The following is a 21,530-nucleotide window of genomic DNA, read 5'->3' on the forward strand; positions in this document are numbered from 1 at the left end:
GAAACATCTATATGCGAATTTTTGTCTTATTTTGCTGGAAAACCATTGTATGAAAAGATTTATCGAACCCATTATCCATATCGCCATTTGGTTAGGGCTATACATTTCTGCCATTGTATTTATCCGCACCATAGGACCATTCAACAAGATTGATGGAACACTAGTAGCCCCTATTACCGTTGGTAACATAATAAACGCTGCTATTTTCTATTCAATTACACTTTTTCTTATCCCCAGATATGCGAATAGAAATCAGCTGAAGCACTTCATTATAGGCTTTGTACTTGTTTTTGCTGGCTTTACCTTGCTCGAAACTATCGTTGACTTTTTCCTAATGGTCTCGTTATACTCCGACACTCCCGAGCCATTCTTTGGCGTGTTGATAACAAATGCAGTTGTACATCTATTATATGCATCGCTGGCATTGGGTTATGGGTTTACTCGGAGGTGGGTGGTGAGTGAGAATAAAAAACAGGAGCTTGTCCGCGAGAAGCTAACTGCTGAGCTGAACTTTCTGAAAACCCAGCTAAACCCGCATTTCCTGTTCAATGTACTAAATATGGCCTACTCTAGCGCTAGCCGCAAGGGCGACGACCAAACCGCCGATATTATTGAAAAGCTGTCGGTGCTAATGCGCTACATGATATACGATAGCAATGTTGATAAGATTGAGGTGGAGAAAGAGATTGATTTTATCCGCAATTACATCAATCTACAAAAGATGCGTTTTTCGAGCGACTTGCCTGTTACCGTAACCTTCACCGTTGATGGGCATTACACAGGCTATCGTATTGCACCGCTAATCCTTATCCCGTTCATTGAGAATGCTTTTAAGTATGGCGTTAAGCTTGAGCAACAATCGGATATACTGCTAGCTATGAATTTTCAGAATGGCGAGATGGAGTTCACCGCCCGCAACCCAATATTCAAAAATGGGCACCCAGTTGATAGCAAAAACTCTGGCATTGGGATAAAAAACACCCAGAAAAGGCTAAATATCCTCTACCCCGCAAAGCATAAACTTTCCATAGACAATAACGGTAAGGAATTTATGGTTAAATTGCTGCTTAATCTTGAATAGCTAAACCATGAGATGTGTAGTAATTGATGATGAGCCTTTTTCGCTCGACCTTATTAAGGATTACATTCAGCGCACTCCATTCCTTGAGTTAACCCAGTGCTTTAGCAATCCGTTTAAGGCGCTTGATTATCTTAATAGGGAGAAGGTGGATGTAATTTTTCTTGATATCAACATGCCCGAACTGTCGGGTATTCAGCTAATCAGAGCGCTTCAAACGCCTCCCATGGTGGTGTTTACCACAGCCTACCCCGAGTTTGCTGCCGAGAGCTATGAGTACAACGCTGTTGATTACCTCGTAAAACCCGTAAAATACGAGCGATTTCTTAAAGCGGTTAGCAAGGCTTCGGGGCAGATTGGCTCCACAAAACAGAATCATCAAAAAGAGACTGCAATAGTCCCGGGGGAATCAAAAGAACCGCTCTTTATCAAGAGCGGAAATCAGCTGGTTAAGGTATGGCCCAGTGAGATTCTGTACATTGAGGCAGCAGGTAACTATATGTGTTTCCACACCCGCGAGCGCAAGGTGATGTCGCTGCTTACCATGAAAGAAGTGTTGGAAATGCTTTCCAGCGACGAGTTTATTCGTATTCACAAGTCGTTCGTAATTTCATTAAAACATCTCGAGGCCATCGAACGTCACGATGTGGTGGTGGGTGGCAAGCAGATACCCATTGGAATAACCTATCGAGAGCAGTTTCTGACTAGAGTTAATAGGTAGTTCACATGGCGCTCACGTTTCAACAAGTGGTATCCGTGCACGATCTTGAGCAGATAAGAGAACTGTATGTAAACAGTTTTCCTGCATATGAGCGTCGTGAGTTTAACGAGTTGGTGACCCAATTGTCAAAGCCCAATTTCAAGATTTTTCGAGTACTTAACATCAACGTAAACGTTGGGTTTATCTCTATTTGGAACTTTATCGATTTTACATTTGTAGAGCATTTTGCTGTATCGCCCGAGCATAGGGGCAGGGGGGTAGGAAAGGAGGTGATGACCACACTGGTTCGGAATGAAGAAAAACCAATAGTTCTTGAGGTGGAACCACCTATTGATGATTTAAGTATCAGAAGGGTTAAGTTTTACAAAGAGCTAGGATTTGCTATTCTTCCTCAGGTGTATATGCAGCCCTCGTACGATGGCGTTAAACCTCAGGTGGAGCTCAGGCTTATGACAACTCACCCGGCGATAGCCAAAGAGAGAGTTGCCCAATGGGTTAAAACCATAGCAAGCAATGTGTACTGTTTGTAGTTAGGGCCTTTACGATTGGTAGTTTTTTAATCCATAGCGACTGTTGGCATTTTTCAACATCCAAGCGATGATAATCTCTATTATCAATATTTAAAGTAAGTATATCCCTATACCTGTTGAGTTGTAAAAAAATATCCCTAATTTAGTCTTCCATATGTTTTTCAACCTATACAGCTCATTCTTTATGCGGTATATAGTGCTATATGCGTTTGTTTTCATCTCCTTTTCACTTGGGGCACAGGAGCCTATTGCCGTTTTGGAGCAGCAAATGAACGAGCTGCAAGGGGTTGAACTGGTAAAATCAAAGATTGAACTTGGGAACCTTTACGTGGCAAGTAATCCAGAGCGCGCACTAGAGCTGGGGTTGGAGGCAGCGTTCCTCTCAAAGCGTATTGGTAACCACCTGTACGAGGGTCAAGCCCTTTTGCTAATGGGGCTATCGAGTTTCAATGCCAATCATACCGAAAACGCTCTTAGGTACTATAATAGAGCATTGAGCCATTTCGAAAATCACAATCTTGTTCGAGAACAAATCATAGCCCTTAAGGGTATCTCAGAGGTGTACCATGGTGCCCGAAATTTCGACATGGCTGCAAGCTTTATCACAAGGGCCATACGCTTAGCCCAACAGATTAACGACCGCGATTTGCAAGTGTCACTCCACAAGCATTTGGGCGAAATATACCTTAATCAGAACAGCTATGCCCGAGCATATCAGGAGTTTATTCGGGTTAGCGAACTAATAGGAGACGACACCAATTTAAGTGCCGATGATTTAATGGTTAAGGTTGATGCCTATCGTAAAATAGGATCGGTTTATAGGAATCTCGGGCAGTTTGAGCAAAGCCTACTTGCCTTTCGGAGAGCTGCTAGTTTAGGTGAAAGGTCCAATGCAACAGCCGAGGTGATGTCCGATTACAAACAGATTGCGTTCTCTCTTTTCCTGATGCAGGAACCCGATAGCGCTCTAGTATACTATAATAGGGCACTGGCTTACTATCAGCTACAAAACGATACCATTCCGATGGTTGATGTATTGCTTGAGATTGGTGATGTCTTTTTCGAGAAGGAGCAGTATAGGCAAGCTGTGGCAAGCTTTACCCGGGGGCTTCAGCTGGCGCAATCAGTTGGGCTACTTCAGGAACAGATTACTGCCCTTGTGAATATATCGCGATGTTATAGCGCCTTTGGCGATTACCCATCATCTACAGACTACCTTAACCAAGCTCTCGCGATTGCAACCCGCGAGAACCTTACCACCTCGGCAGCCGATGTGTATCGTTATCTTTCGCAGGTATACGAGAAGGAGGGGCGCTTTTTGCAAGCGCTCGATTACTACAAGCTCTGGGCTGAGCTGCGCGACTCCATATACAGTGAGGAGAGCGGTCAGAAGTTAGCCACAATGCAAATTCTTTACGAAATTACTCAAAAAGAAAGGGAGAACGAGATATTGCGGCAAAACAACGAGATTCAAGATCTACAGCTAACCAAAGCCCAGTACCAGCGTATGGTTTTTATAGCCTTAGCCCTTTTCCTATTTGCCCTGCTGGTGCTATTCATCTTTTTTTACAATGCAAAACAAAAAGAGTTTGCAAAGCAAAAGGAGACTGAGCTAAAAATTATGGAGATGAACAAAGGCCTTGAGAAGCGCATGATTCTCGAGATCAAAAAGCAGGAAAAGCAACAGCTATTGTTGGCTCAAAAATCAAAGCTCGAGTCGCTTGGAACACTTGCTGCAGGTATTGCGCATGAAATAAACCAACCCCTTGGGGGGCTTTCCATGGGGCTCGATAATATACTTATAAGGCTGGCCGACAATAACCTGTCCAACGAGTATTTAAAGGATAAGGTCAATCTTATGTTCGAAAATGTGGACAGAATTAAACGAATTATTGAGCATACCCGAACATTTTCGCGTTCGCATAAGCCCGCATCATTCGAGCGTATTTGTCTTAACGAGGTGGTAAACAACACGCTCCTTATGGTTGCAGCACAATTTGCTAACCATAATGTGGATTTGGAGGTAAATCTAGTTCCCGATATGGAAAAAGTTATTGCCGATAAGTTTAAGATGGAACAGGTGGTGCTAAATTTAATTAGTAATGCCAAGTTTGCGGTGGATGAAAAGGAGATTGTTGCCGACAAGTCCTATGTGAAGAGAATCGAAGTCTCAACCTGGCACGATAGCACCTTTGCTTGTATCTCCATACGCGATAACGGTGTGGGGATTAAGCCTAAAGATCTGGAAAAAATTTTCGATCCGTTTTACACCACCAAGAAGGTTGATAAAGGTACTGGCCTTGGACTTTCCATAGCTTATGGCTTTGTAAAGGATATCCTAGGTGAGATCACTGTCGATTCAAAGGAGGGGGAGTACACCCAATTCGATGTTAAAGTTCCAAAATCATAAATATGGAGTCATTAAGCATACTTATACTCGACGACGAAAAAGTATTTAGGGATGAGATCAGGGAGTTTCTCGAGAACGAATCCTTTGCAGTTAGTGCTGCCGATAAACCCTCGGAGGCATTCCTTATTCTGGAGAAAACCCACGTTGATGTTTTAATCCTCGATCTTCGTCTGCCCGAGATGGATGGTTTTGCTGTTCTCGAAAAGGTTAAGCAGCTCTACCCGCATATAGAGGTAATCATGATTACTGGCCATGGCGATATGGATGCCGTAATACAGGCCATGCGCTTAGGGGCAGTAGAGTTCTTCCCCAAGCCTTTTAGGCTATTAGACATGAAAGCAGCCATAAAACGTACCCGAAGGTTTATTGAGCTGGCTCACAAACTTAGCGAGGTTAACAAGTCCTACGAGTTGGTTTCCAAGGATCTTAGAGATAATTTTGGATATGAGATAATTGGAACAAGTAAGGCCATTCAGCAGGTGATGGATCTTATGCGAAAAGTGGCACAGGTTGATAACACATCGGTGCTTATTACCGGCGAGAGTGGAACGGGTAAGGAGTTAGTGGCCAGAGGTATTCATCACCTTAGTGCACGACGCGAGAGCTACTTTCATGCTGTGAACTGTTCGGCCATTCCCGAAACCCTTTTCGAGAGCGAATTCTTTGGTCATAGGAAAGGTGCCTTTACCGGTGCCAATGAGGATAAGGCAGGGTGGTTCGAGATTGCCAACGGAGGATCCCTTTTCCTTGATGAAATTGTTGATATGCACCCCAATATGCAAAGCAAGCTGCTGAGGGTGCTTGAGGATAGGAAGATACGGCGCCTTGGCGCCGTTAGCGATATATCCATTGACGTTCGCATTATCGCGGCAACAAATCAAAATATTGCCGATTTAATTGAAATGAATAAGTTCCGCAACGACCTGTACTTCAGGGTGAACTCCTTCGAGATATACATCCCTCCTTTACGTGAACGACCCGAGGATATACCGGCGCTTTTAAAGTACTACACCGATTCCATTAGTCGAAAACTCAATAAAAGGATCAATGGTATCGACTCTAAGGTGATTTCGGCTGCGATGAACTACCATTTTCCTGGTAATGTGCGCGAGCTGCGCAACATGGTGGAGCGTGCCATAATTCTTGCCGATGGCGATAGGCTTACCCTTAACGAGTTCTCATTTGTTGGATTAAACTCTGCAACCGATGAGTTAGTATTATCGGATGTTGAGGAGGTTTTCGATTTGGATGAGATTGAGAAAAGAACCATAATTAAAGCGCTAAAAAACTCTGGCTACATAAAGTCCGATGCCGCACAACTTCTAAATATAACAAGGCAGTCGCTCGATAGAAGGCTCGAAAAGTACGATATCCAGGTTTAGGTAAACGATATTCAATGCTGCTAATGTTACTAAGCTATATTGTGGCACAGTGAACACTCTTGTGTTGCGGAATAATAACACAAAATAGCTTTCAACGAATTATTTTTTCTTTACAGTTGCCCGATGATTGTTAACTTTGTCATCAAAAATTTATCAACTTATGGAACTAAGCCGTTTAACCGCCATCTCGCCTATTGATGGTAGGTACCGAAATAGCCTCGATAAACTTGACGCCTACTTTTCCGAATTAGCCCTAATCCGCTATCGGGTGATGGTTGAGGTGGAGTACTTCATTGCCCTGTGCGAACTTCCACTCCCACAGCTAAAAGGGATCGATAGTAAGGTTTATGCCGATTTACGAAAGCTGTATAAAAACTTCTCAGCAAAGGATGCCCAGGAGGTGAAGGATATTGAGAAGATAACAAACCACGATGTGAAGGCAGTGGAGTATTTTATAAAGGATAGATTCAAAACCCTCGGCCTAAGCGATTTTCTGGAATTTGTTCATTTTGGTTTAACCTCGCAGGACATTAATAATACTGCCTTTCCTAGCATGCTTCGCGATGCAGGACACGAAGTATACTACCCTATGCTCGACGAACTTTTAGAAAAGTTGGAACAGCTTGCGCAGGTATGGGCCGATGTGCCCATGCTGGCTCGTACCCACGGGCAGCCCGCTTCGCCAACTCGGTTGGGTAAGGAGATAAGCGTATTTGTAGAGCGTATCAATAAGCAGGTTAATCTGCTGCGCAAGGTGCCCGTTTCGGCCAAGTTTGGCGGAGCTACAGGCAATTTCAATGCACACCAAGTGGCCTATCCAAATATCGATTGGGTAGATTTTGCCAACACTTTCGTAAATGATATACTAGGGCTCGAACGCTCTCAAATTACCACCCAGATTGAGCATTACGACAACCTGGCTGCTACCTTCGATAATCTAAAGCGCATAAACGTAATTCTTATTGACCTGTGCCGCGATGTATGGACCTACATCTCAATGGAATACTTTAAGCAGAAGATTAAGGAAGGAGAAGTTGGATCATCGGCAATGCCGCACAAGGTAAACCCCATCGATTTTGAGAATGCTGAGGGTAATCTAGGGATAGCAAACGCCCTTTTTGAGCACCTGTCGGAGAAGCTTCCCATTTCGCGCCTTCAGCGCGACCTTACCGATAGCACCGTGATGCGTAACATTGGCGTGCCCTTTGCCCATACTGTACTATCTTTGAAAGCCATTGCAAAGGGGCTCGAAAAGCTGGTAATTAATCCGGCTGCTATAAATGCCGACCTCGAACGGAATTGGATAGTGGTTTCCGAAGCCATACAAACTATTCTTCGTCGCGAGGGGTATCCAAACCCATACGAGGCGCTAAAGGATTTGACCCGCACAAACAAAGCCATATCCAAGGAGAATCTGCATGAATTTATAGACAGGTTGGAGGTGTCAAATTCAGTCAAAGATGAGCTTAAGCGTATTACTCCATTCAACTATACAGGGGTTACCATATAGCATACGTGCTGCCTAAGGGCGCAACAAATACATTAACCGTAGAATGAAGAAGTTTTATAAGATATTCAAATTCATTTTTCCCTACAAATGGAAAGCTGCATCAAGCGTACTATCGAACCTGCTGGGTGCTTTCTTTGGGCTTTTCTCCATAGCAATGCTCATTCCATTCCTTGGGATACTTTTTGAGACCTCGCCATTGGTAGAGGTTCGGCCCCAGTTCGAGTCGCTCGACTTTTCATATATTAAGGAGTTTTTCAATTACTATGTAAGCCAACTTATTATCAACAACGGTAAATCTACAGCATTACTCTTTATAGTAGCTTTGGTTGCCGTTACTTCTCTTTTCAAAAATCTTTTTGCCTATCTAGCCCTTTGGTTCTTAGCGCCCATCCGCTTGGGTGTGGTGCGCGATATTCGTAATGCGCTATTTAAAAAGGTGCTCGAGTTACCCTTGGGCTACTACTCCGACGAGAAGAAGGGCGATATCATTAGCAAGATGACAACCGATGTGCATGAGATTGAGGTGTCGATAATTCGTTCACTAGAGATGTTCTTTAAAGAACCCATTATTATTGTTGTTTATCTTTCCTTCCTAATTGCTATAAGTCCCCAGCTTACCCTTTTTGTTCTCGTTTTGCTGCCGCTTGCTGGAGGTATGATTGGCAGAATTGGTAAGTCGCTTCGTAAAACCTCGTTCAAGGGGCAACGTAAAATGGGAGCGCTACTTTCAATAATTGAGGAAACCCTTGGAGGGTTGAGGATTATAAAAGCTTTCAATGCGGAGGCTAGAATGCGTCAACGCTTCGAGAGTATTAACTCTTTCTACTCGCGCCTCATGATAAAGATGTGGCGGCGGAGGGATTTGGCTAGCCCATTGAGCGAGTTCTTAGGAACCGTGGTTGTAGTCATGGTACTATGGTTTGGAGCAAGGCTAGTTTTTGAAGGTACTGGTAAGCTAAGCCCCGAGGCTTTAATTGCTTACATTGCGGGTTTTTATATGATTATTAATCCTGCCAAATCGTTCTCAAGCGCCTACTTCAACGTGCTTAAGGGAATGGCATCAGCCGACAGGATAGACACCCTCCTGCATGCTAATAACCCAATTGTTGATAGCGCTGGTGCTGTTAGTGTAGATGGTTTTAATGAGAGTATTGAATACAGAAACGTTAGCTTTAAGTACCAAAACGACTACGTGCTTAAAAATGTTAACCTAAAGGTAAAGAAAGGGACCACAGTTGCTCTGGTTGGGCAGTCGGGATCGGGCAAAAGCACCATGGTGGATTTGTTACCCCGTTTTTATGATGTGATGGAGGGTGAAGTGTTGATTGACGGAGTGAATATTAAGGAGTTTACCCTGTCGAGCCTACGAAACTTGATGGGGAATGTTAACCAGGAACCAATCCTCTTTAACGATACCTTTTATAATAACATCGCCTTTGGTATAGAAAACCCGCAGGACGACGAGGTGATTGCAGCAGCAAAAATTGCCAACGCCCATGAGTTTATTGAGGCTACCCCCAATGGGTACTACTCAAACATTGGCGACAGGGGCAGTAAACTCTCGGGTGGCCAGCGCCAGCGCCTGAGCATTGCTAGGGCAATCATGAAGAATCCTCCCATCATGATTCTCGATGAGGCCACATCTGCTCTCGATACCGAATCGGAAAGGTTGGTGCAAGATGCCATTGAGAACTTGATGAAGAACAGAACCTCGCTTGTTATTGCCCACAGGCTATCAACAGTGAAAAACGCCGATTTAATTTGTGTACTGCATGAGGGCGAGATTGTGGAGCGAGGAAAGCACGAGGAGTTGCTCGAAAAAGGAGGCATTTACACCAAGCTATACCAACTACAGCAGTAGTTTATCGTATTGTATTATTGCTAATAAAAAAGGTTCCAGCCCTAAAAGGGTGGAACCTTTTCGTTTGCGGAGAGACAGGGATTCGAACCCTGGGTCCGCGCAAAGCGGACAACGGTTTTCGAGACCGCCCCGTTCGACCACTCCGGCATCTCTCCAAGCAAAAAAGGAGATCCATAAGGATCTCCAAAACTTGGCGGAGAAAGAGGGATTCGAACCCCCGGTACCTTGCGGTACAACGGTTTTCAAGACCGCCGCATTCGACCACTCTGCCATTTCTCCGCTGCAAAGATACCCTCTTTTTGGTTTCTAAAAAATTTTTTGCGAAAAAAAACTTGAAAAAATATTGCTCAACCCCTTGGTTTTATCAAGTTTTTTTCAATAATTTAGCGTTTGAGTTTCCAAGCGTGGAAATTTTTCGTAAAAAACACTGAAAAACAACAGTTTTTTTACCTATTCATTTGGTAAAGCCAGTAAATACGCTATATTTGTACTATCAAGTTTAGGTAAACTAACTATTTCTAACCCTAAAAATTTAGTATTATGAACAAAGCTCAATTAATTGATGCAATTGCAGCAGAAGCTAAAGTCACTAAGGCTGACGCAAAAAAATCTTTAGATGCATTTGTTAAGGTAACAGGTGGTGCTCTTAAGGGCGGTGATCGTGTTGCTCTAGTTGGTTTCGGATCTTTCTCAGTTTCTGAGAGAAGTGCAAGAACAGGACGTAACCCTCAAACTGGCAAGCCTATCACTATCAAAGCTAAAAAGGTTGTTAAGTTTAAGCCAGGTAGCGATCTTAACGATTCAGTTCAGTAAGCTGCAATTAATGATAATGGGGGGGACATCAATAGTAATTGATGCCCCTTTATTATTTTATAGCCATTTAGGTATAATGGCTTCGTCCTAGTTCGTCTCCATATTTTTCGAAATGGTTTTATCGCTCAATCAAAAGTATGCGCTAATAAACCACTTTGGTGAGTTTATCTCAGAGAAGCGCTTGGAACTCCTTAAGCATGTGCTAAGCTACAGAACCCGATACGCCACCGTGGTGCTTGAGGATATTTATCAGTCGCAAAATGCAAGTGCTGTACTTCGTACATGCGATTGCTTTGGCCTGCAGGATGTGCATGTTATTGAGAATACCAATAGGTTTAGCGTTAACCCCAAGGTGGTTATGGGCGCCAGCAAGTGGCTTACTGTGAGTAAGTACTGCCAGGCGGAAAACAATACTGTTACAGCCATTAAAGCATTAAAAGAAAAGGGCTATCGGATTTTAGCCACATCACCCCATACCTATGTAACCACGCTCCAAGAATTCGATTTGGCCAAAGGGAAATTTGCATTGCTGTTTGGAACCGAGCTAACAGGGCTTTCGCAGGACGCTCTTGACCATGCCGATGAGCATATGGTTATTCCTACCTACGGTTTTTCAGAGAGTTTAAACATTTCGGTTTCAGCTGCATTATGCCTGCAAAACCTTACCGAAAGGTTGCACTCATCATCAATTGATTATAAACTAACTGGTGACGAGTATGCCGACTTACTTTTGGAATGGCTTCGAAAATCGATTAAAAGTTGGCGATCTATAGAGAAACGCTTTTTGAGCCAGGTGTAAGTGGTTGATATGTAGGTGTAAATAGTTTTCACCAACTTCACCCCCTGATTATTTGTCAGCAAAAATGTGCTACTCATCAATATATTTCGTAAATTCGTCATATAATTCTATACTACATATTTATGAAGTGCATAGTAATTGATGATGATGAGTTAACCTGCCGTGTGCTTGAAGATTACGTGAGCAGAACCAGCTTTTTGGAGCTCGAAGGCACCTTTAGCAACGCTGTTGATGCCATTAACTTTATAAATTCCGGTGGGAGTGTAAATCTCATCTTTTTAGATATTGAGATGCCCGAGATGACAGGGATAGAATTCCTCAATACAATCACCCAAAAACCCCAAATTATAATTGTATCATCGCGCGAGAAGTATGCTCTTGAGGCCTTTGAATACAGCGTAACCGATTATCTGCTCAAGCCTGTTACATATGCCCGTTTCTTTAAAGCAGCGAATAAAGCACTCGAACATTTCGATAAGGCCCAAAACCTAAGTGCTACCGATGAGATTTTTATTAAGAAGGGAAATTCGCTGGTAAAGATTAAGTTTAGCGATATACTTTGGGTTGAAGCGCTTGAGAATTATGTAGTTATTAACTCATTAACCGATAAGTATACTATTCACTTCACCATGAAGGCCATTGAGAATCAGTTGCCCAACGCATTTTTCAAGCGTGTGCACAGGTCGTTTATTGTGAACATTAAGGCAATTAATAGTATTGAGGATAATTCGGTGGTGATAAAAACCCATGACACCAAGAAGATAATTCCAATAGGTAAATCATATCGTGACCAGCTACTTAGTGATATTAACTTAATGAATAAATGATTCTGTAAATACAAATGTTAACACATCGAGAGCTATTCTTAAAACATATTGCGCAAACTTCCGATGCACCCCTAACGCTTGAAGTAGAAAGAGCCGAAGGGGTTTATCTTTACACATCCGATAATAGGAAGGTTTGCGATTTAATTTCTGGCGTTTCTGTTAGTAATGTGGGGCACTCGCACCCAGAGGTTGTTAAGGCCATCTCGCAGCAAGCTGCAAAGTATATGCACCTAATGGTTTACGGCGAGCTGGTGCAGGCACCCCAGGTAAAACTTGCGCAAGCTATTGTAGAGTTACTTCCCTCTAATTTTGAGAGCGTGTATTTTGTAAATTCGGGTAGCGAAGCCGTTGAGGGAGGAGTGAAGCTCGCTAAACGATATACAGGTAGACCCGAAATAATCTCGATGCGAAATGCATACCACGGAAGCACCCATGGGGCGTTAAGCCTTATGGGGAACGAGGGGCCTAAACGCTCCTATAGACCGCTTTTGCCAGACGTGCAGCATATTGATATAAATTGTTTTGAGGATCTGGAAAGGATTACTACTAAAACAGCTTGCGTAATTATTGAACCCATTCAAGGCGAAGCAGGAATAGTTGCTTCCAACATCGATTACCTTGTTGCGCTGCGGGAGAGGTGCACCAGCATGGGGGCTTTACTTGTTTTTGATGAGATACAAACAGGTATGGGGCGAACTGGAAAAATGTTTGCCTTCGAAAGGTATGGTGTGGTACCCGATATACTACTTCTTGCCAAGGCTTTTGGTGGGGGTATGCCCTTGGGGGCTTTTATCTCCTCAAAGGCGATTATGGAGTGCCTCACCAGTAACCCACCGCTGGGGCATATCACAACCTTTGGCGGGCATCCTGTGTCGTGTGCTGCCTCACTAGCATCTATAAATGTATTAATGGAGAATAGATTGCTCGACAGCATTGCCGCCAAGGCAAATCTTTTCCTCGAAATCCTGAGTAACCATCCCAAAATTTTGAGTATCCGTTCGTATGGCCTTTTTATGGCGGTTGAGTTAGGATCGTTTGATAAGGTTCAGCAAGTTATTAAGCAGGGGCTCGAGAAGGGCTTCCTAACCGATTGGTTTCTTTTCTGCGATACTGCCTTTAGAATAGCCCCTCCCTTAACCATAACCGATGATGAGATTAGGGCTGTGTGCAGGGTTATTCTTGAGGTTCTTGATTCTCTTTAGCTTTTTTCTTGGAGGTATCGAATAGTAGAATTCCACCAAATGCCATACCTATTAGCGTGCTGCGCCATGGGTCGGCCCACATTGGGCAGCTACCGCCCCTGCAACCAATGAAGTGATAATACGCATAACCTAAGGCACCACCTATTAATAGACCTAACAGTAGGCGAATTGAAAATATTTTCTTGAAAAAGTCGTTAAATTTCATAATAATTGCATTTGGTTTTGTATTGCATAAGATTCTAAACATACACATACCTCAATATGTTCAAAGTGAAAAGCATTGCATTAATAATTTTTTCGTTGTTCTGGGCGATATCATCTGCCTCTGAGTCGATTGACTCATTGGTTAGGTTGGAGATTGAGCTGCAGGATATGCTGGCTAGGGTAGTCCAGGAAACTAATCATACTCAAAAAAGTTTGGTTAACCAGCAGTTTGCCGATCTCTTTAGAACGGCTTTGCACTACGAGGGTGCATTTGACTACCCCTTCGATTCGTTAACAAATGTGGGAAAGCAAAAATCCGAAGATAATACCTTGCGTGTATTCACCTGGAATTTACCACAACCCCGAGGATTGCAGCAGTATTTTGGTTTTATGTTGGTAAACCTCGAGGGACAGGTGCAAGTGTATGATTTGGAGGACAAACGTGCTGATTTTGACTCACCACATTTAGGCGTGGGTTCACCCAGCAAGTGGTTTGGAGCGTTGTACTACGAGTTAATTACCCAGCAGTATGGGGGTAAAACATACTACACATTGTTGGGAGTTGATCTTAACAACATATTCTCGTCGAAACGAATTATTGAAGTTGTTACCCTTGAGAATGGTGCCCCTGTATTTGGTGTGCCCATTGTAAGGCTAAGGGATAGAATGATTAGCCGGGTAATATTTGAGTACTCGTCGCGTGCCACAATGATTCTCCGGTGGGATAAGGATAACAGAATGATTGTTAGTAGCCACCTAACCCCAATGCAGCCAACCTATGCTGGGAATTTTCAATACTACGTCCCCGATTTATCGTTCGATGGGTTTAGCTTTACAGATGGTTTTTGGGTTTATACCCCCGACATTGATGCACGTAACCCAAGGCGCGAGAGGGCTTCATTGCCCGTTCAACCTCCTTCGGAAAACTTTGACCCGGGGTTTCTATACCGATCGGGCAGAGGTAACTAATGACCAAATGTTGACCTACTCAATCCGCATCACGTAAATTTGGCCCGCTTCGTCCTTAGCAACCTTAACCTTTTCGTCCTTGTTTATAAACCCGTCCTCGGAGATAGCATCAAAGATTTCATCATCAATCTCCACCTTACCCGAGGGGCGTAACACGGTTACAGTTACGCCTACCTTGCCCAGCATATCCTTCTGGTGCTTGTCGATGCCCACATAGCCATCCTCTTGGCTCAAGCTTGAGCCAAGCATTAATGAAGGGAAAGCAGGCGACGTAATAAGCCTTTTGCTTAGAATGATGGACAGGATTAGCCCCGAAAGGAGTGAGAATCCTACGAGAGCCAAGGGTTTAAGAATCTCAACCCAAGCAAAGGGGCGAACATCCCTAAAAATATCGTTATCAATCATCGCCACGGTTAGCCCAATTATAACTAGAATAATCCCACTTATGCCGGCTACTCCAAACCCCGGTATGGCAAAAATTTCAACAGCAATAAGTATTATCCCAATTATAAATATAACCAATTCGTAGTTCTCGGCCAGCCCCTCGATGTATAGTGGAGCAAAGTATAGTATGGCTGCCAGAATGGATATGGCGATAGGAAATCCAACGCCAGGAGTCTGAAGTTCGAAATAAATACCCCCAACAATGAGCATGATTAGGAGTCCAGAAACAACTGGGCTAGTGAGCAGTCCAATTAGCTTGTCAATTGTGGTGGGTTGGAACTCAACCAGCCTATATTCGGTTATGCCCACATTGCTAATGAGTTCGCCTACCGACTCGGCTTTGCCCTCACAGAACCCCCATCGAATGGCCTCCTCGGTGGTGAATGTTAATATCTTGCCTGTGTCGACAACTCCCTCAATATAAATTGATTGGTCAACCATTGCTTCGGCAATTCTAGGATCTCGACGCCATTTGTACACGGTATCGCCATTCTCAACAACGGGAACCTTCCCTTTGGCCTCAGCCGTTGCACGCATAGTGCTCCGCATGAACGACTGGTACTTATCGGGCGCTGCTGCACCCGTTTGGTCAACCACAGTGGCCGCACCAATGCTGGCGCCCTGACGCATGTAGATACTATCGGCAGCAATGCTGATTAGGGCCCCCGCCGAAGCTGCCTGATTGTCGATAAACACCCAAACGGGCTTAGGGCTGTTTAGTATTTTGGTCCGAATGGAGTCGGCCATATTCACCAGTCCACCATAGGTGTTTAGGTGGATAAGGATAATCTCCGCGTTAAGCTCATCTGCTTCGGCAAAACCCCGTTGAATATAACGCCATGATGAGGGCATAATGTCCTCCATAATGTTTATCTTATATATTAGGGTGCTTTCCTCCCGCTGGGGGATGCTATCCAATTCTACTGCTAGCCCGAGTATGGGCGAGCAAAATAGAACTGCAAGGGCTATTAGGGTGATAATTCTTTTCATCTTTATGTAGTTAATCCTGTTTACTAATCTGTTTAAAGTTAAACCCTGTTGATGCATAGACTAATTGATTTGCTGTGCCCCATTATTGTACGATTTATCAAATGGCATTATCAATATACAAAACACTTTTGGCTATATATGCTAGTTTTGGATTGGGGCGAATAATGCTTCAAATGTAACCACTTTATCGCCATTGGCAAGCAGCGCTTATTGTTTTTTTACTACAGGGAGTAAAGTCTTTGAAGAGTGATTGTAAAATACTGGATAGGGCCGCTGCTCATTTAATTCGAAAATGCTAGTTTAAAAAATTGCATGAGACTCTCAAATCTTAATGGTTTGGAGAAGAATGTAGATTTAATCTACGCTTAAAAGGGTTCTGTACAGCGCGTAGTTCTCATCGTCAAAGCAAACAAACACAACCTCCTTTGGGTATTTATTATTCTTTAGGTAAGACTTTACGCTATCGACAGCAATTTGCGCAGCAAGCTGTTTTGGAAAACCATATACCCCAGTGCTTATGTTAGGGAATGCAATTGAGTTTAACTTATGTTCTTTGGCCAGCTTAAGGCTATTGATGTAAGCGTTCTGAAGCAACTCCTTTTCGCTATTGTGGCCCCCTTGCCATACTGGACCAACGGTATGTATAACATACGATGCAAGAAGATTGTACCCTTTGGTAATACGTGCTTCGCCCGTTGGGCACCCGCCAATGGTTTTGCACTCCTCGAGCAGCTCTGGGCCAGCAGCCCTATGGATTGCCCCATCAACCCCGCCGCCGCCAAGTAACGTTGTGTTGGCTGCATTCACAATGGCATCAACACCTAGGGTTGTAATATCGCCTTTAGCAAGAGTAATTTTTTCGCTAGGCATTAACTTATTTCTGAATGGTGTAAATAGTCCCATTTAGTTGGATTTTGAAAATCAAATTTACATTAAATGTGAATTATAACAATAACTCATCTGCTGTATTTATAAACAAGGAAAGCCAAAGAATATGCATATTCCTTGACTTTCTTTAGCATTCTTAATACGAATTATTCTACCTTATCTGTGCCCCCAAGTCTCTGCTAAATGCGTTAATCAGGTTTTGCATCACCTTGTCAATCTGCTTATCGGTAAGGGTTTTGCTCTCATCCTGCAGGGTGAACGATACGGCGTACGATTTTTTCCCTTCGCCCAAATTCTGCCCCTTGTAAACATCAAATAGGTTGATATCCCTAATGAGCTTTCGTTCAGACTTGTGAGCAATCTCCTTAATCTGTGTAAAAGTCACATTCTCGTCAACGAGCAGGGCGAGGTCGCGGCGTACCTCGGGATACTTGGATATCTCGGTAAACTGAACGCTATTCTTTTTGGCCATTTTAAATAGCGACTCCCAATCAAGCTCGGCAAAAAACACCTCCTGCTTAATATCAAAATCTTTGCAAATCCTCTTCGAAACCATTCCAAGGTAACCCAAGGTTTTGCCGTTGATAACAAGGCTTATACCGTACTCGAATAGATCGGTTGGAGCCTCGCTCGTGTTTAAATTGTTAGTGTCAATACCCAGCTTGTCGAGTATGTTAAATACGTTAGCCTTAAGATGATAGAAGGTGGTCTTCTCCTGCTTTTTTATCCAGCTCTCCTCGGTGTCGTCGCCAGTTAACCAAAGTGCCAAACGCATCTTCTCGTTGTATGCCTTTAGGGCTACCTCGTAGTTTTCTTTGGATTTGTCGAACGTGTAGCAGTTACCCCACTCGTAAAGCTTAAGGTTGCCTTTTTTTCTGTTGATATTGTAGATTACAGATTCTAACCCGCCAAACAGAAGGGTTTGCCTCAGGCCATTCAAGTCGGTACTCAGCGGGTTAATAATCTCAACAATGTTCTCGGCTGGGTATGTTTTCAGCTTGTCGTAATAGGCTTGCTTGGTTAGGGAGTTGCACATGATCTCGTGCATCCCAGTACCTGTTAGGGTGTCGGAAATAAGTTTGGTTACAATATGCTTGTTTGGGCGACTGCTATGCGCCAGGGTGCTGTTTACCTTTGTGGTAATATCGATATTGTTGTAGCCATAAATCCTCAGAATTTCCTCCACCACATCGGCAGGGCGTTGCACATCCACCCGATAGGGCGGAATGCTTAGGCTTAACGTATCGTCGTTATCGGCCTCAATGGAAATATCAAGCCCGGTAAGAATTTGCTTAATGGTTTCTTTGGGTATGTCTTTTCCAATTAGCTTGGTGGTGTAATCGATGCTTAGCTCCACTTTGAAATTATCCACAGGGCTTGGGTACACATCAATAATTTCCGATGATATCTCACCACCAGTAATTTCCTTTATCAGCATAGCCGCCCGCTTTAGCGCCCAAATGGTGATGTTGGGGTCGGCGCCACGCTCGTAGCGGAACGAGGCATCGGTGCTAAGGCCATGACGTTTTGCGGTTTTGCGAATCCACACGGGGTTAAAGTATGCGCTCTCGAGAAATATGTTTTTAGTGCTCTCGGTAACTCCCGATTTATTTCCGCCAAATACACCAGCAATACACATTCCCTCTGTAGTGTTGCAAATCATTAGGTCTTCGCTGCTTAGCTTTCGCTCAACATCATCGAGCGTGGTGAAGGGGCTTTCCTGTGGAAGCGTGCCAACAATCACTTTCTTACCATCAACCTTATCGGCATCGAAGGCATGCAGAGGCTGTCCCACTTCATGAAGCACAAAGTTGGTAACGTCCACCACATTGTTTATTGGGCTAAGCCCAATGGAGCGAAGGCGCTTCTGTAACCATTCGGGCGATGGCTCAACCTTAACGTTGCTAATGGTTATTCCGCTGTATCGAGGGCATGCATCGGGGTTTTTAACCTCAACGGGGATGTGTAGATTGGTGTTGTCTATCTTAAAATTATCAACAGAAGGCTTAGTTGCCTTGGTGACCTTAGCTAGATTTAGGTACGCAGCCAAATCGCGCGCTACGCCAAAGTGCGAGGCGGCATCTATACGGTTGGGAGTTAACCCAATTTCGAACAGATAATCATCTTCAAGATTAAAAAAATCGGAGGCAGGTGTTCCTATTGGGGCATTGGAGGGGAGCACCATTATGCCATCGTGCGAAGTTCCTAGCCCCAGCTCATCCTCGGCGCAAATCATTCCTTCCGATAGTTGACCTCTAATCTTGGTTTTTTTCAGAGTGAGTTCGTTGTCGTTAAGGTACAGCGTGGTGCCAACGGTTGCCACCATTACCTTTTGTCCTGCGGCCACGTTGGGCGCACCGCAAACAATGTTAAGGGGGTCTGGTTTGCCAATGTTTACGGTGGTTATACTTAGCTTATCGGCATCGGGGTGCTTTGCGCAGGTAAGTACCTCGCCAATTACAACCCCTTTTAAACCACCTTTTACCGCCTCGATTTTCTCAAGCGATTCAACCTCAAGGCCTATGGAGGTTAGGATACCTGACATCTCTTCGGGAGAGAGGTTTACATCAATATACTCCTTTAGCCAGCTGTACGAAATCTTCATTGAAACTGAAATTATTTGTGAATTAACAATCTTCTTATTGCAGCTCACAAATGTATGAAAAAAATGGCTTTATCGTTTATGGCTAGGCTATTTGTTTGATAGTGGATTGGGGTAAAGCAAATGTTCTAAATTATGGCCGGTGAAAACAGGTGCTAACGGAAACTTTTTCGTAACCTATATATTAGAATGCGCTTTTGAAAATTCTTCTCTCTTAAATCTTTAGAAGGATAGCTGGCAATCTTTGTTTAACTTTTGTAACTTGGGGTGGTGTGGCGAATTTAAACCCTTGCAAAGTATAATATGAGTTGCAATTCCATTGTCATTAAAAGTGTTTGCTATGAAAAAGACATTTACCGAATTCGAAAAGTTTTTTTACAGATATATTTTCCCAAAGCTAGAACCTGTTGAGGTTCTAAGAAGAAAAGTTGTTACAAGGGGGACTTTCGTATTTATTCTTTTTTCTCTACTGCTGCTCGCGAGTTATTTACTAGTATACCATACTGAGATGCTGGAAACCAATAAGCCAAACAAGGTGTTTCTGCTATCGGGGTTTGGTGTTTTGGTGGTTGGTTTCATTGTTGGAAGCTACGTGGTCGATTTTAAATCGTTTAGAAGTAGTTTTAAAAGTATCGTTGTTGAGCCAATTATAACATTCATTAATCCTGATTTAAACTACAACCCCGAAGGGTTTGTAAACCAGGATACATTTAACTTTTCACGCATATTTCTCCACTACCCCAACCGATACAAAGGCGAGGATTTAGTTTTAGGGAAGATTGGGAATGCAAACGTTAAGATGTCCGAAGTGGAGGCATTGTATGTAGTTAAGTCTGGGGGAAAGAAGAAATATGAAAGTATATACAATATCTTTTCGGGTCTTTTATTTGCAGCCGACTTTGGTGTAGAGTTCCATAAGTCAACCATTATAATTCCAAGGAGTGATATTCCAGATGTGTTCACCAAAAAAGCCCATCGCGAACGTTCCGAAGTGCTGATGGAAATTGATTGCCCCGACTTCAGTAGCCATTTTGCTGTTTACTCGGAGGATGCCAACGAAACTCAACGCCTACTTACCAAGCCGTTTCTGCAGCGTATTATTGATTTAAATCGTAAACATTCAGGTAAGGTTTATTTATCGTTTGTTGGATCGTATTTATTCATTGCCATATCCAAAACCGATAACCTTTTAGAACCTCCACTATTTAAAAACCTCACTCGGATAGAAAGTGTAAAGCCTTACTTCGAGCAGGTTCAGCAATTAACCTCCCTTCTTTTCGATCTCAATCCAAGCCAATGATGTAAGCTATATTAATCATTCTTACTGCAAACCTTTATCCCTCTGTTATGTTTATTTGATATTGCTCTTTGTAAGGCGGAGTTTAGCATTGGTGATTACATTACAATACCTATGTGTTAAGCTGTGATTTTTCAATGATTTAAGTAACTTTGCAACCAAATAAAAATTTATGTCAACTAGTTCAAACAAAAGAGAGCCACTGATTTTAATATCGAATGATGATGGCTATCGTGCCAAGGGGCTGGAGGCTCTAATACAAATGGCCAAGCCATTGGGCAGAGTGGTTGTGGTTGCTCCCAGCGAGGGGCACTCAGGAATGTCGCACGCCATTACCATAAAAGATCCACTACGAATTCGCAAGCAGAAACGTACCGACGATGTGGAGCTATACTCGGTGAATGGTACTCCTGTTGATTGCATAAAGCTGGCCATGAGCGAGGTGCTGAAAACTACTCCCGATATTATCCTGTCTGGGGTTAACCATGGATCCAACTCATCGGTTAGCGTTTTCTACTCTGGTACAATGGGAGCAGCTATTGAGGGATGTTTGTACGGTATCCCTTCCATTGGGTTTTCGCTACTCGATTTTATGCCCGATGCCGATTTTACAGGCGCTGTGGAGTATGGTAAGCCCATCATTGAGTCGGTGTTGGCCAATGGTCTTAAAAGAGGGGTGTGCTTAAATGTAAACTTTCCGGCTATCCCTGCCGACGAGATTAAAGGCGTTAGGGTGTGCCGACAGAATATGGGCACGTGGCGTGAGGAGTTCGATAAGCGAACCGACCCCCGTGGCATAGATTACTACTGGCTAACAGGTTACTTCCACAACGAGGAGCCCGAGGCCACCGATACCGATGAGTACGCCCTAGCGAATGGTTACGTTTCGGTTGTGCCCATAAGGGCCGACCTTACCGATATGTCCCAAGTGGCTACCCTGGCGCAAAGTTTAAATCTTAATGAATCTGACGCTGTAAAGGCAGAAAGATCAAAATCTCATTAA

At 43.5% G+C, this 21,530-nt stretch carries 18 protein-coding genes and 2 tRNA genes; 14 read left to right on the plus strand and 6 right to left on the minus strand.

Going from position 1 to position 21,530, the window contains the following annotated elements; genetic code table 11:
• Positions 1-49 precede the first annotated feature (49 nt).
• From G8O23_RS00585 to G8O23_RS00615, 7 genes are all read left to right on the plus strand, one after another.
• Positions 50-1,081, plus strand: coding sequence for a sensor histidine kinase (locus tag G8O23_RS00585; RefSeq protein WP_166360642.1), 1,032 nt, complete (start codon positions 50-52; stop codon positions 1,079-1,081).
• Between the two features lie 7 nt (positions 1,082-1,088).
• Positions 1,089-1,799 carry a LytR/AlgR family response regulator transcription factor gene (locus tag G8O23_RS00590; RefSeq protein WP_166360644.1) on the plus strand — a complete coding sequence of 237 codons (711 nt, stop codon included), beginning with the start codon at positions 1,089-1,091 and terminating at the stop codon, positions 1,797-1,799.
• A gap of 5 nt (positions 1,800-1,804) precedes the next feature.
• Entirely contained in the window at positions 1,805-2,329 is a 525-nt protein-coding gene (locus tag G8O23_RS00595; RefSeq protein WP_166360646.1) for a GNAT family N-acetyltransferase, read from the plus strand.
• A 154-nt stretch (positions 2,330-2,483) separates the two neighbouring features.
• A complete protein-coding gene (locus G8O23_RS00600) occupies positions 2,484-4,739 on the plus strand; it encodes a tetratricopeptide repeat protein (protein WP_166360648.1) in 2,256 nt (751 codons plus the stop codon).
• A gap of 2 nt (positions 4,740-4,741) precedes the next feature.
• Positions 4,742-6,121: a sigma-54-dependent transcriptional regulator gene (locus tag G8O23_RS00605; RefSeq protein WP_166360650.1), complete on the plus strand. Its 1,380-nt coding sequence runs from the start codon at positions 4,742-4,744 to the stop codon at positions 6,119-6,121.
• A gap of 160 nt (positions 6,122-6,281) precedes the next feature.
• Positions 6,282-7,631 carry an adenylosuccinate lyase gene (gene purB, locus G8O23_RS00610; protein WP_166360652.1) on the plus strand — a complete coding sequence of 450 codons (1,350 nt, stop codon included), beginning with the start codon at positions 6,282-6,284 and terminating at the stop codon, positions 7,629-7,631.
• A 43-nt stretch (positions 7,632-7,674) separates the two neighbouring features.
• On the plus strand, positions 7,675-9,492 hold the full coding sequence (locus G8O23_RS00615; RefSeq protein WP_166360654.1) for an ABC transporter ATP-binding protein: 1,818 nt from the start codon (positions 7,675-7,677) through the stop codon (positions 9,490-9,492).
• 67 nt (positions 9,493-9,559) lie between these two features.
• Here the strand turns inward: G8O23_RS00615 and G8O23_RS00620 are convergent.
• Together G8O23_RS00620 and G8O23_RS00625 are read right to left on the minus strand one after the other, a co-directional pair.
• A tRNA-Ser gene (locus tag G8O23_RS00620) sits at positions 9,560-9,647 on the minus strand.
• Positions 9,648-9,683: 36 nt separating this feature from the next.
• A tRNA-Ser gene (locus G8O23_RS00625) sits at positions 9,684-9,771 on the minus strand.
• Between the two features lie 261 nt (positions 9,772-10,032).
• Here G8O23_RS00625 and G8O23_RS00630 point away from each other — a divergent pair.
• The 4 genes from G8O23_RS00630 (at position 10,033) to G8O23_RS00645 (ending at position 13,133) form a co-directional block, all read left to right on the plus strand.
• Entirely contained in the window at positions 10,033-10,305 is a 273-nt protein-coding gene (locus tag G8O23_RS00630; RefSeq protein WP_166360656.1) for an HU family DNA-binding protein, read from the plus strand.
• Positions 10,306-10,417: 112 nt separating this feature from the next.
• The gene (locus G8O23_RS00635) at positions 10,418-11,104 is read left to right on the plus strand and encodes a TrmH family RNA methyltransferase (protein ID WP_166360658.1); all 687 of its coding nucleotides are present in this window, start codon (positions 10,418-10,420) and stop codon (positions 11,102-11,104) included.
• 122 nt (positions 11,105-11,226) lie between these two features.
• Positions 11,227-11,931, plus strand: a complete 705-nt coding sequence (locus tag G8O23_RS00640) for a LytR/AlgR family response regulator transcription factor (protein WP_166360660.1) — start codon at positions 11,227-11,229, stop codon at positions 11,929-11,931.
• Positions 11,932-11,945: 14 nt separating this feature from the next.
• Positions 11,946-13,133, plus strand: coding sequence for an aspartate aminotransferase family protein (locus G8O23_RS00645; RefSeq protein WP_166360662.1), 1,188 nt, complete (start codon positions 11,946-11,948; stop codon positions 13,131-13,133).
• Here G8O23_RS00645 and G8O23_RS00650 read toward each other — a convergent pair.
• Positions 13,105-13,338: a DUF6132 family protein gene (locus tag G8O23_RS00650; protein ID WP_166360664.1), complete on the minus strand. Its 234-nt coding sequence runs from the start codon at positions 13,336-13,338 to the stop codon at positions 13,105-13,107. The genes G8O23_RS00645 and G8O23_RS00650 overlap by 29 nt on opposite strands.
• A gap of 56 nt (positions 13,339-13,394) precedes the next feature.
• Here G8O23_RS00650 and G8O23_RS00655 point away from each other — a divergent pair, with 56 nt between their 5' ends.
• A complete protein-coding gene (locus G8O23_RS00655) occupies positions 13,395-14,306 on the plus strand; it encodes a hypothetical protein (RefSeq protein WP_166360666.1) in 912 nt (303 codons plus the stop codon).
• 15 nt (positions 14,307-14,321) lie between these two features.
• Here the strand turns inward: G8O23_RS00655 and G8O23_RS00660 are convergent, their stop codons facing one another.
• From G8O23_RS00660 to pheT, 3 genes are all read right to left on the minus strand, one after another.
• Positions 14,322-15,740 (minus strand): NfeD family protein, encoded by a 1,419-nt coding sequence (locus tag G8O23_RS00660; RefSeq protein WP_166360668.1) that lies wholly within the window; start codon positions 15,738-15,740, stop codon positions 14,322-14,324.
• A gap of 354 nt (positions 15,741-16,094) precedes the next feature.
• Entirely contained in the window at positions 16,095-16,610 is a 516-nt protein-coding gene (locus G8O23_RS00665) for an O-acetyl-ADP-ribose deacetylase (protein WP_166360957.1), read from the minus strand.
• A 169-nt stretch (positions 16,611-16,779) separates the two neighbouring features.
• Positions 16,780-19,281, minus strand: a complete 2,502-nt coding sequence (gene pheT / locus G8O23_RS00670) for a phenylalanine--tRNA ligase subunit beta (protein WP_394351915.1) — start codon at positions 19,279-19,281, stop codon at positions 16,780-16,782.
• Between the two features lie 289 nt (positions 19,282-19,570).
• On the opposite strand from pheT, the gene G8O23_RS00675 reads away from it, so the two are divergent.
• Both G8O23_RS00675 and surE read left to right on the plus strand, forming a co-directional pair.
• On the plus strand, positions 19,571-20,530 hold the full coding sequence (locus tag G8O23_RS00675; RefSeq protein WP_166360672.1) for a DUF3137 domain-containing protein: 960 nt from the start codon (positions 19,571-19,573) through the stop codon (positions 20,528-20,530).
• Between the two features lie 169 nt (positions 20,531-20,699).
• Positions 20,700-21,530 (plus strand): 5'/3'-nucleotidase SurE, encoded by an 831-nt coding sequence (surE, locus tag G8O23_RS00680; protein ID WP_166360674.1) that lies wholly within the window; start codon positions 20,700-20,702, stop codon positions 21,528-21,530.

It is taken from the genome of Perlabentimonas gracilis (genome assembly GCF_011174675.1).
GTDB lineage: Bacteria > Bacteroidota > Bacteroidia > Bacteroidales > Tenuifilaceae > Perlabentimonas > Perlabentimonas gracilis.

What these genes read in the sequence shown, in the direction of transcription:
- G8O23_RS00585 (WP_166360642.1), top strand. Translation starts at nt 50, where the DNA reads ATGAAAAGATTTATCGAACCCATTATCCATATCGCCATTTGGTTAGGG.
- G8O23_RS00590 (WP_166360644.1), top strand. Translation starts at nt 1,089, where the DNA reads ATGAGATGTGTAGTAATTGATGATGAGCCTTTTTCGCTCGACCTTATT.
- G8O23_RS00595 (WP_166360646.1), top strand. Translation starts at nt 1,805, where the DNA reads ATGGCGCTCACGTTTCAACAAGTGGTATCCGTGCACGATCTTGAGCAG.
- G8O23_RS00600 (WP_166360648.1), top strand. Translation starts at nt 2,484, where the DNA reads ATGTTTTTCAACCTATACAGCTCATTCTTTATGCGGTATATAGTGCTA.
- G8O23_RS00605 (WP_166360650.1), top strand. Translation starts at nt 4,742, where the DNA reads ATGGAGTCATTAAGCATACTTATACTCGACGACGAAAAAGTATTTAGG.
- purB (WP_166360652.1), top strand. Translation starts at nt 6,282, where the DNA reads ATGGAACTAAGCCGTTTAACCGCCATCTCGCCTATTGATGGTAGGTAC.
- G8O23_RS00615 (WP_166360654.1), top strand. Translation starts at nt 7,675, where the DNA reads ATGAAGAAGTTTTATAAGATATTCAAATTCATTTTTCCCTACAAATGG.
- G8O23_RS00630 (WP_166360656.1), top strand. Translation starts at nt 10,033, where the DNA reads ATGAACAAAGCTCAATTAATTGATGCAATTGCAGCAGAAGCTAAAGTC.
- G8O23_RS00635 (WP_166360658.1), top strand. Translation starts at nt 10,418, where the DNA reads ATGGTTTTATCGCTCAATCAAAAGTATGCGCTAATAAACCACTTTGGT.
- G8O23_RS00640 (WP_166360660.1), top strand. Translation starts at nt 11,227, where the DNA reads ATGAAGTGCATAGTAATTGATGATGATGAGTTAACCTGCCGTGTGCTT.
- G8O23_RS00645 (WP_166360662.1), top strand. Translation starts at nt 11,946, where the DNA reads ATGTTAACACATCGAGAGCTATTCTTAAAACATATTGCGCAAACTTCC.
- G8O23_RS00650 (WP_166360664.1), bottom strand. Translation starts at nt 13,338, where the DNA reads ATGAAATTTAACGACTTTTTCAAGAAAATATTTTCAATTCGCCTACTG.
- G8O23_RS00655 (WP_166360666.1), top strand. Translation starts at nt 13,395, where the DNA reads ATGTTCAAAGTGAAAAGCATTGCATTAATAATTTTTTCGTTGTTCTGG.
- G8O23_RS00660 (WP_166360668.1), bottom strand. Translation starts at nt 15,740, where the DNA reads ATGAAAAGAATTATCACCCTAATAGCCCTTGCAGTTCTATTTTGCTCG.
- G8O23_RS00665 (WP_166360957.1), bottom strand. Translation starts at nt 16,610, where the DNA reads ATGCCTAGCGAAAAAATTACTCTTGCTAAAGGCGATATTACAACCCTA.
- G8O23_RS00675 (WP_166360672.1), top strand. Translation starts at nt 19,571, where the DNA reads ATGAAAAAGACATTTACCGAATTCGAAAAGTTTTTTTACAGATATATT.
- surE (WP_166360674.1), top strand. Translation starts at nt 20,700, where the DNA reads ATGTCAACTAGTTCAAACAAAAGAGAGCCACTGATTTTAATATCGAAT.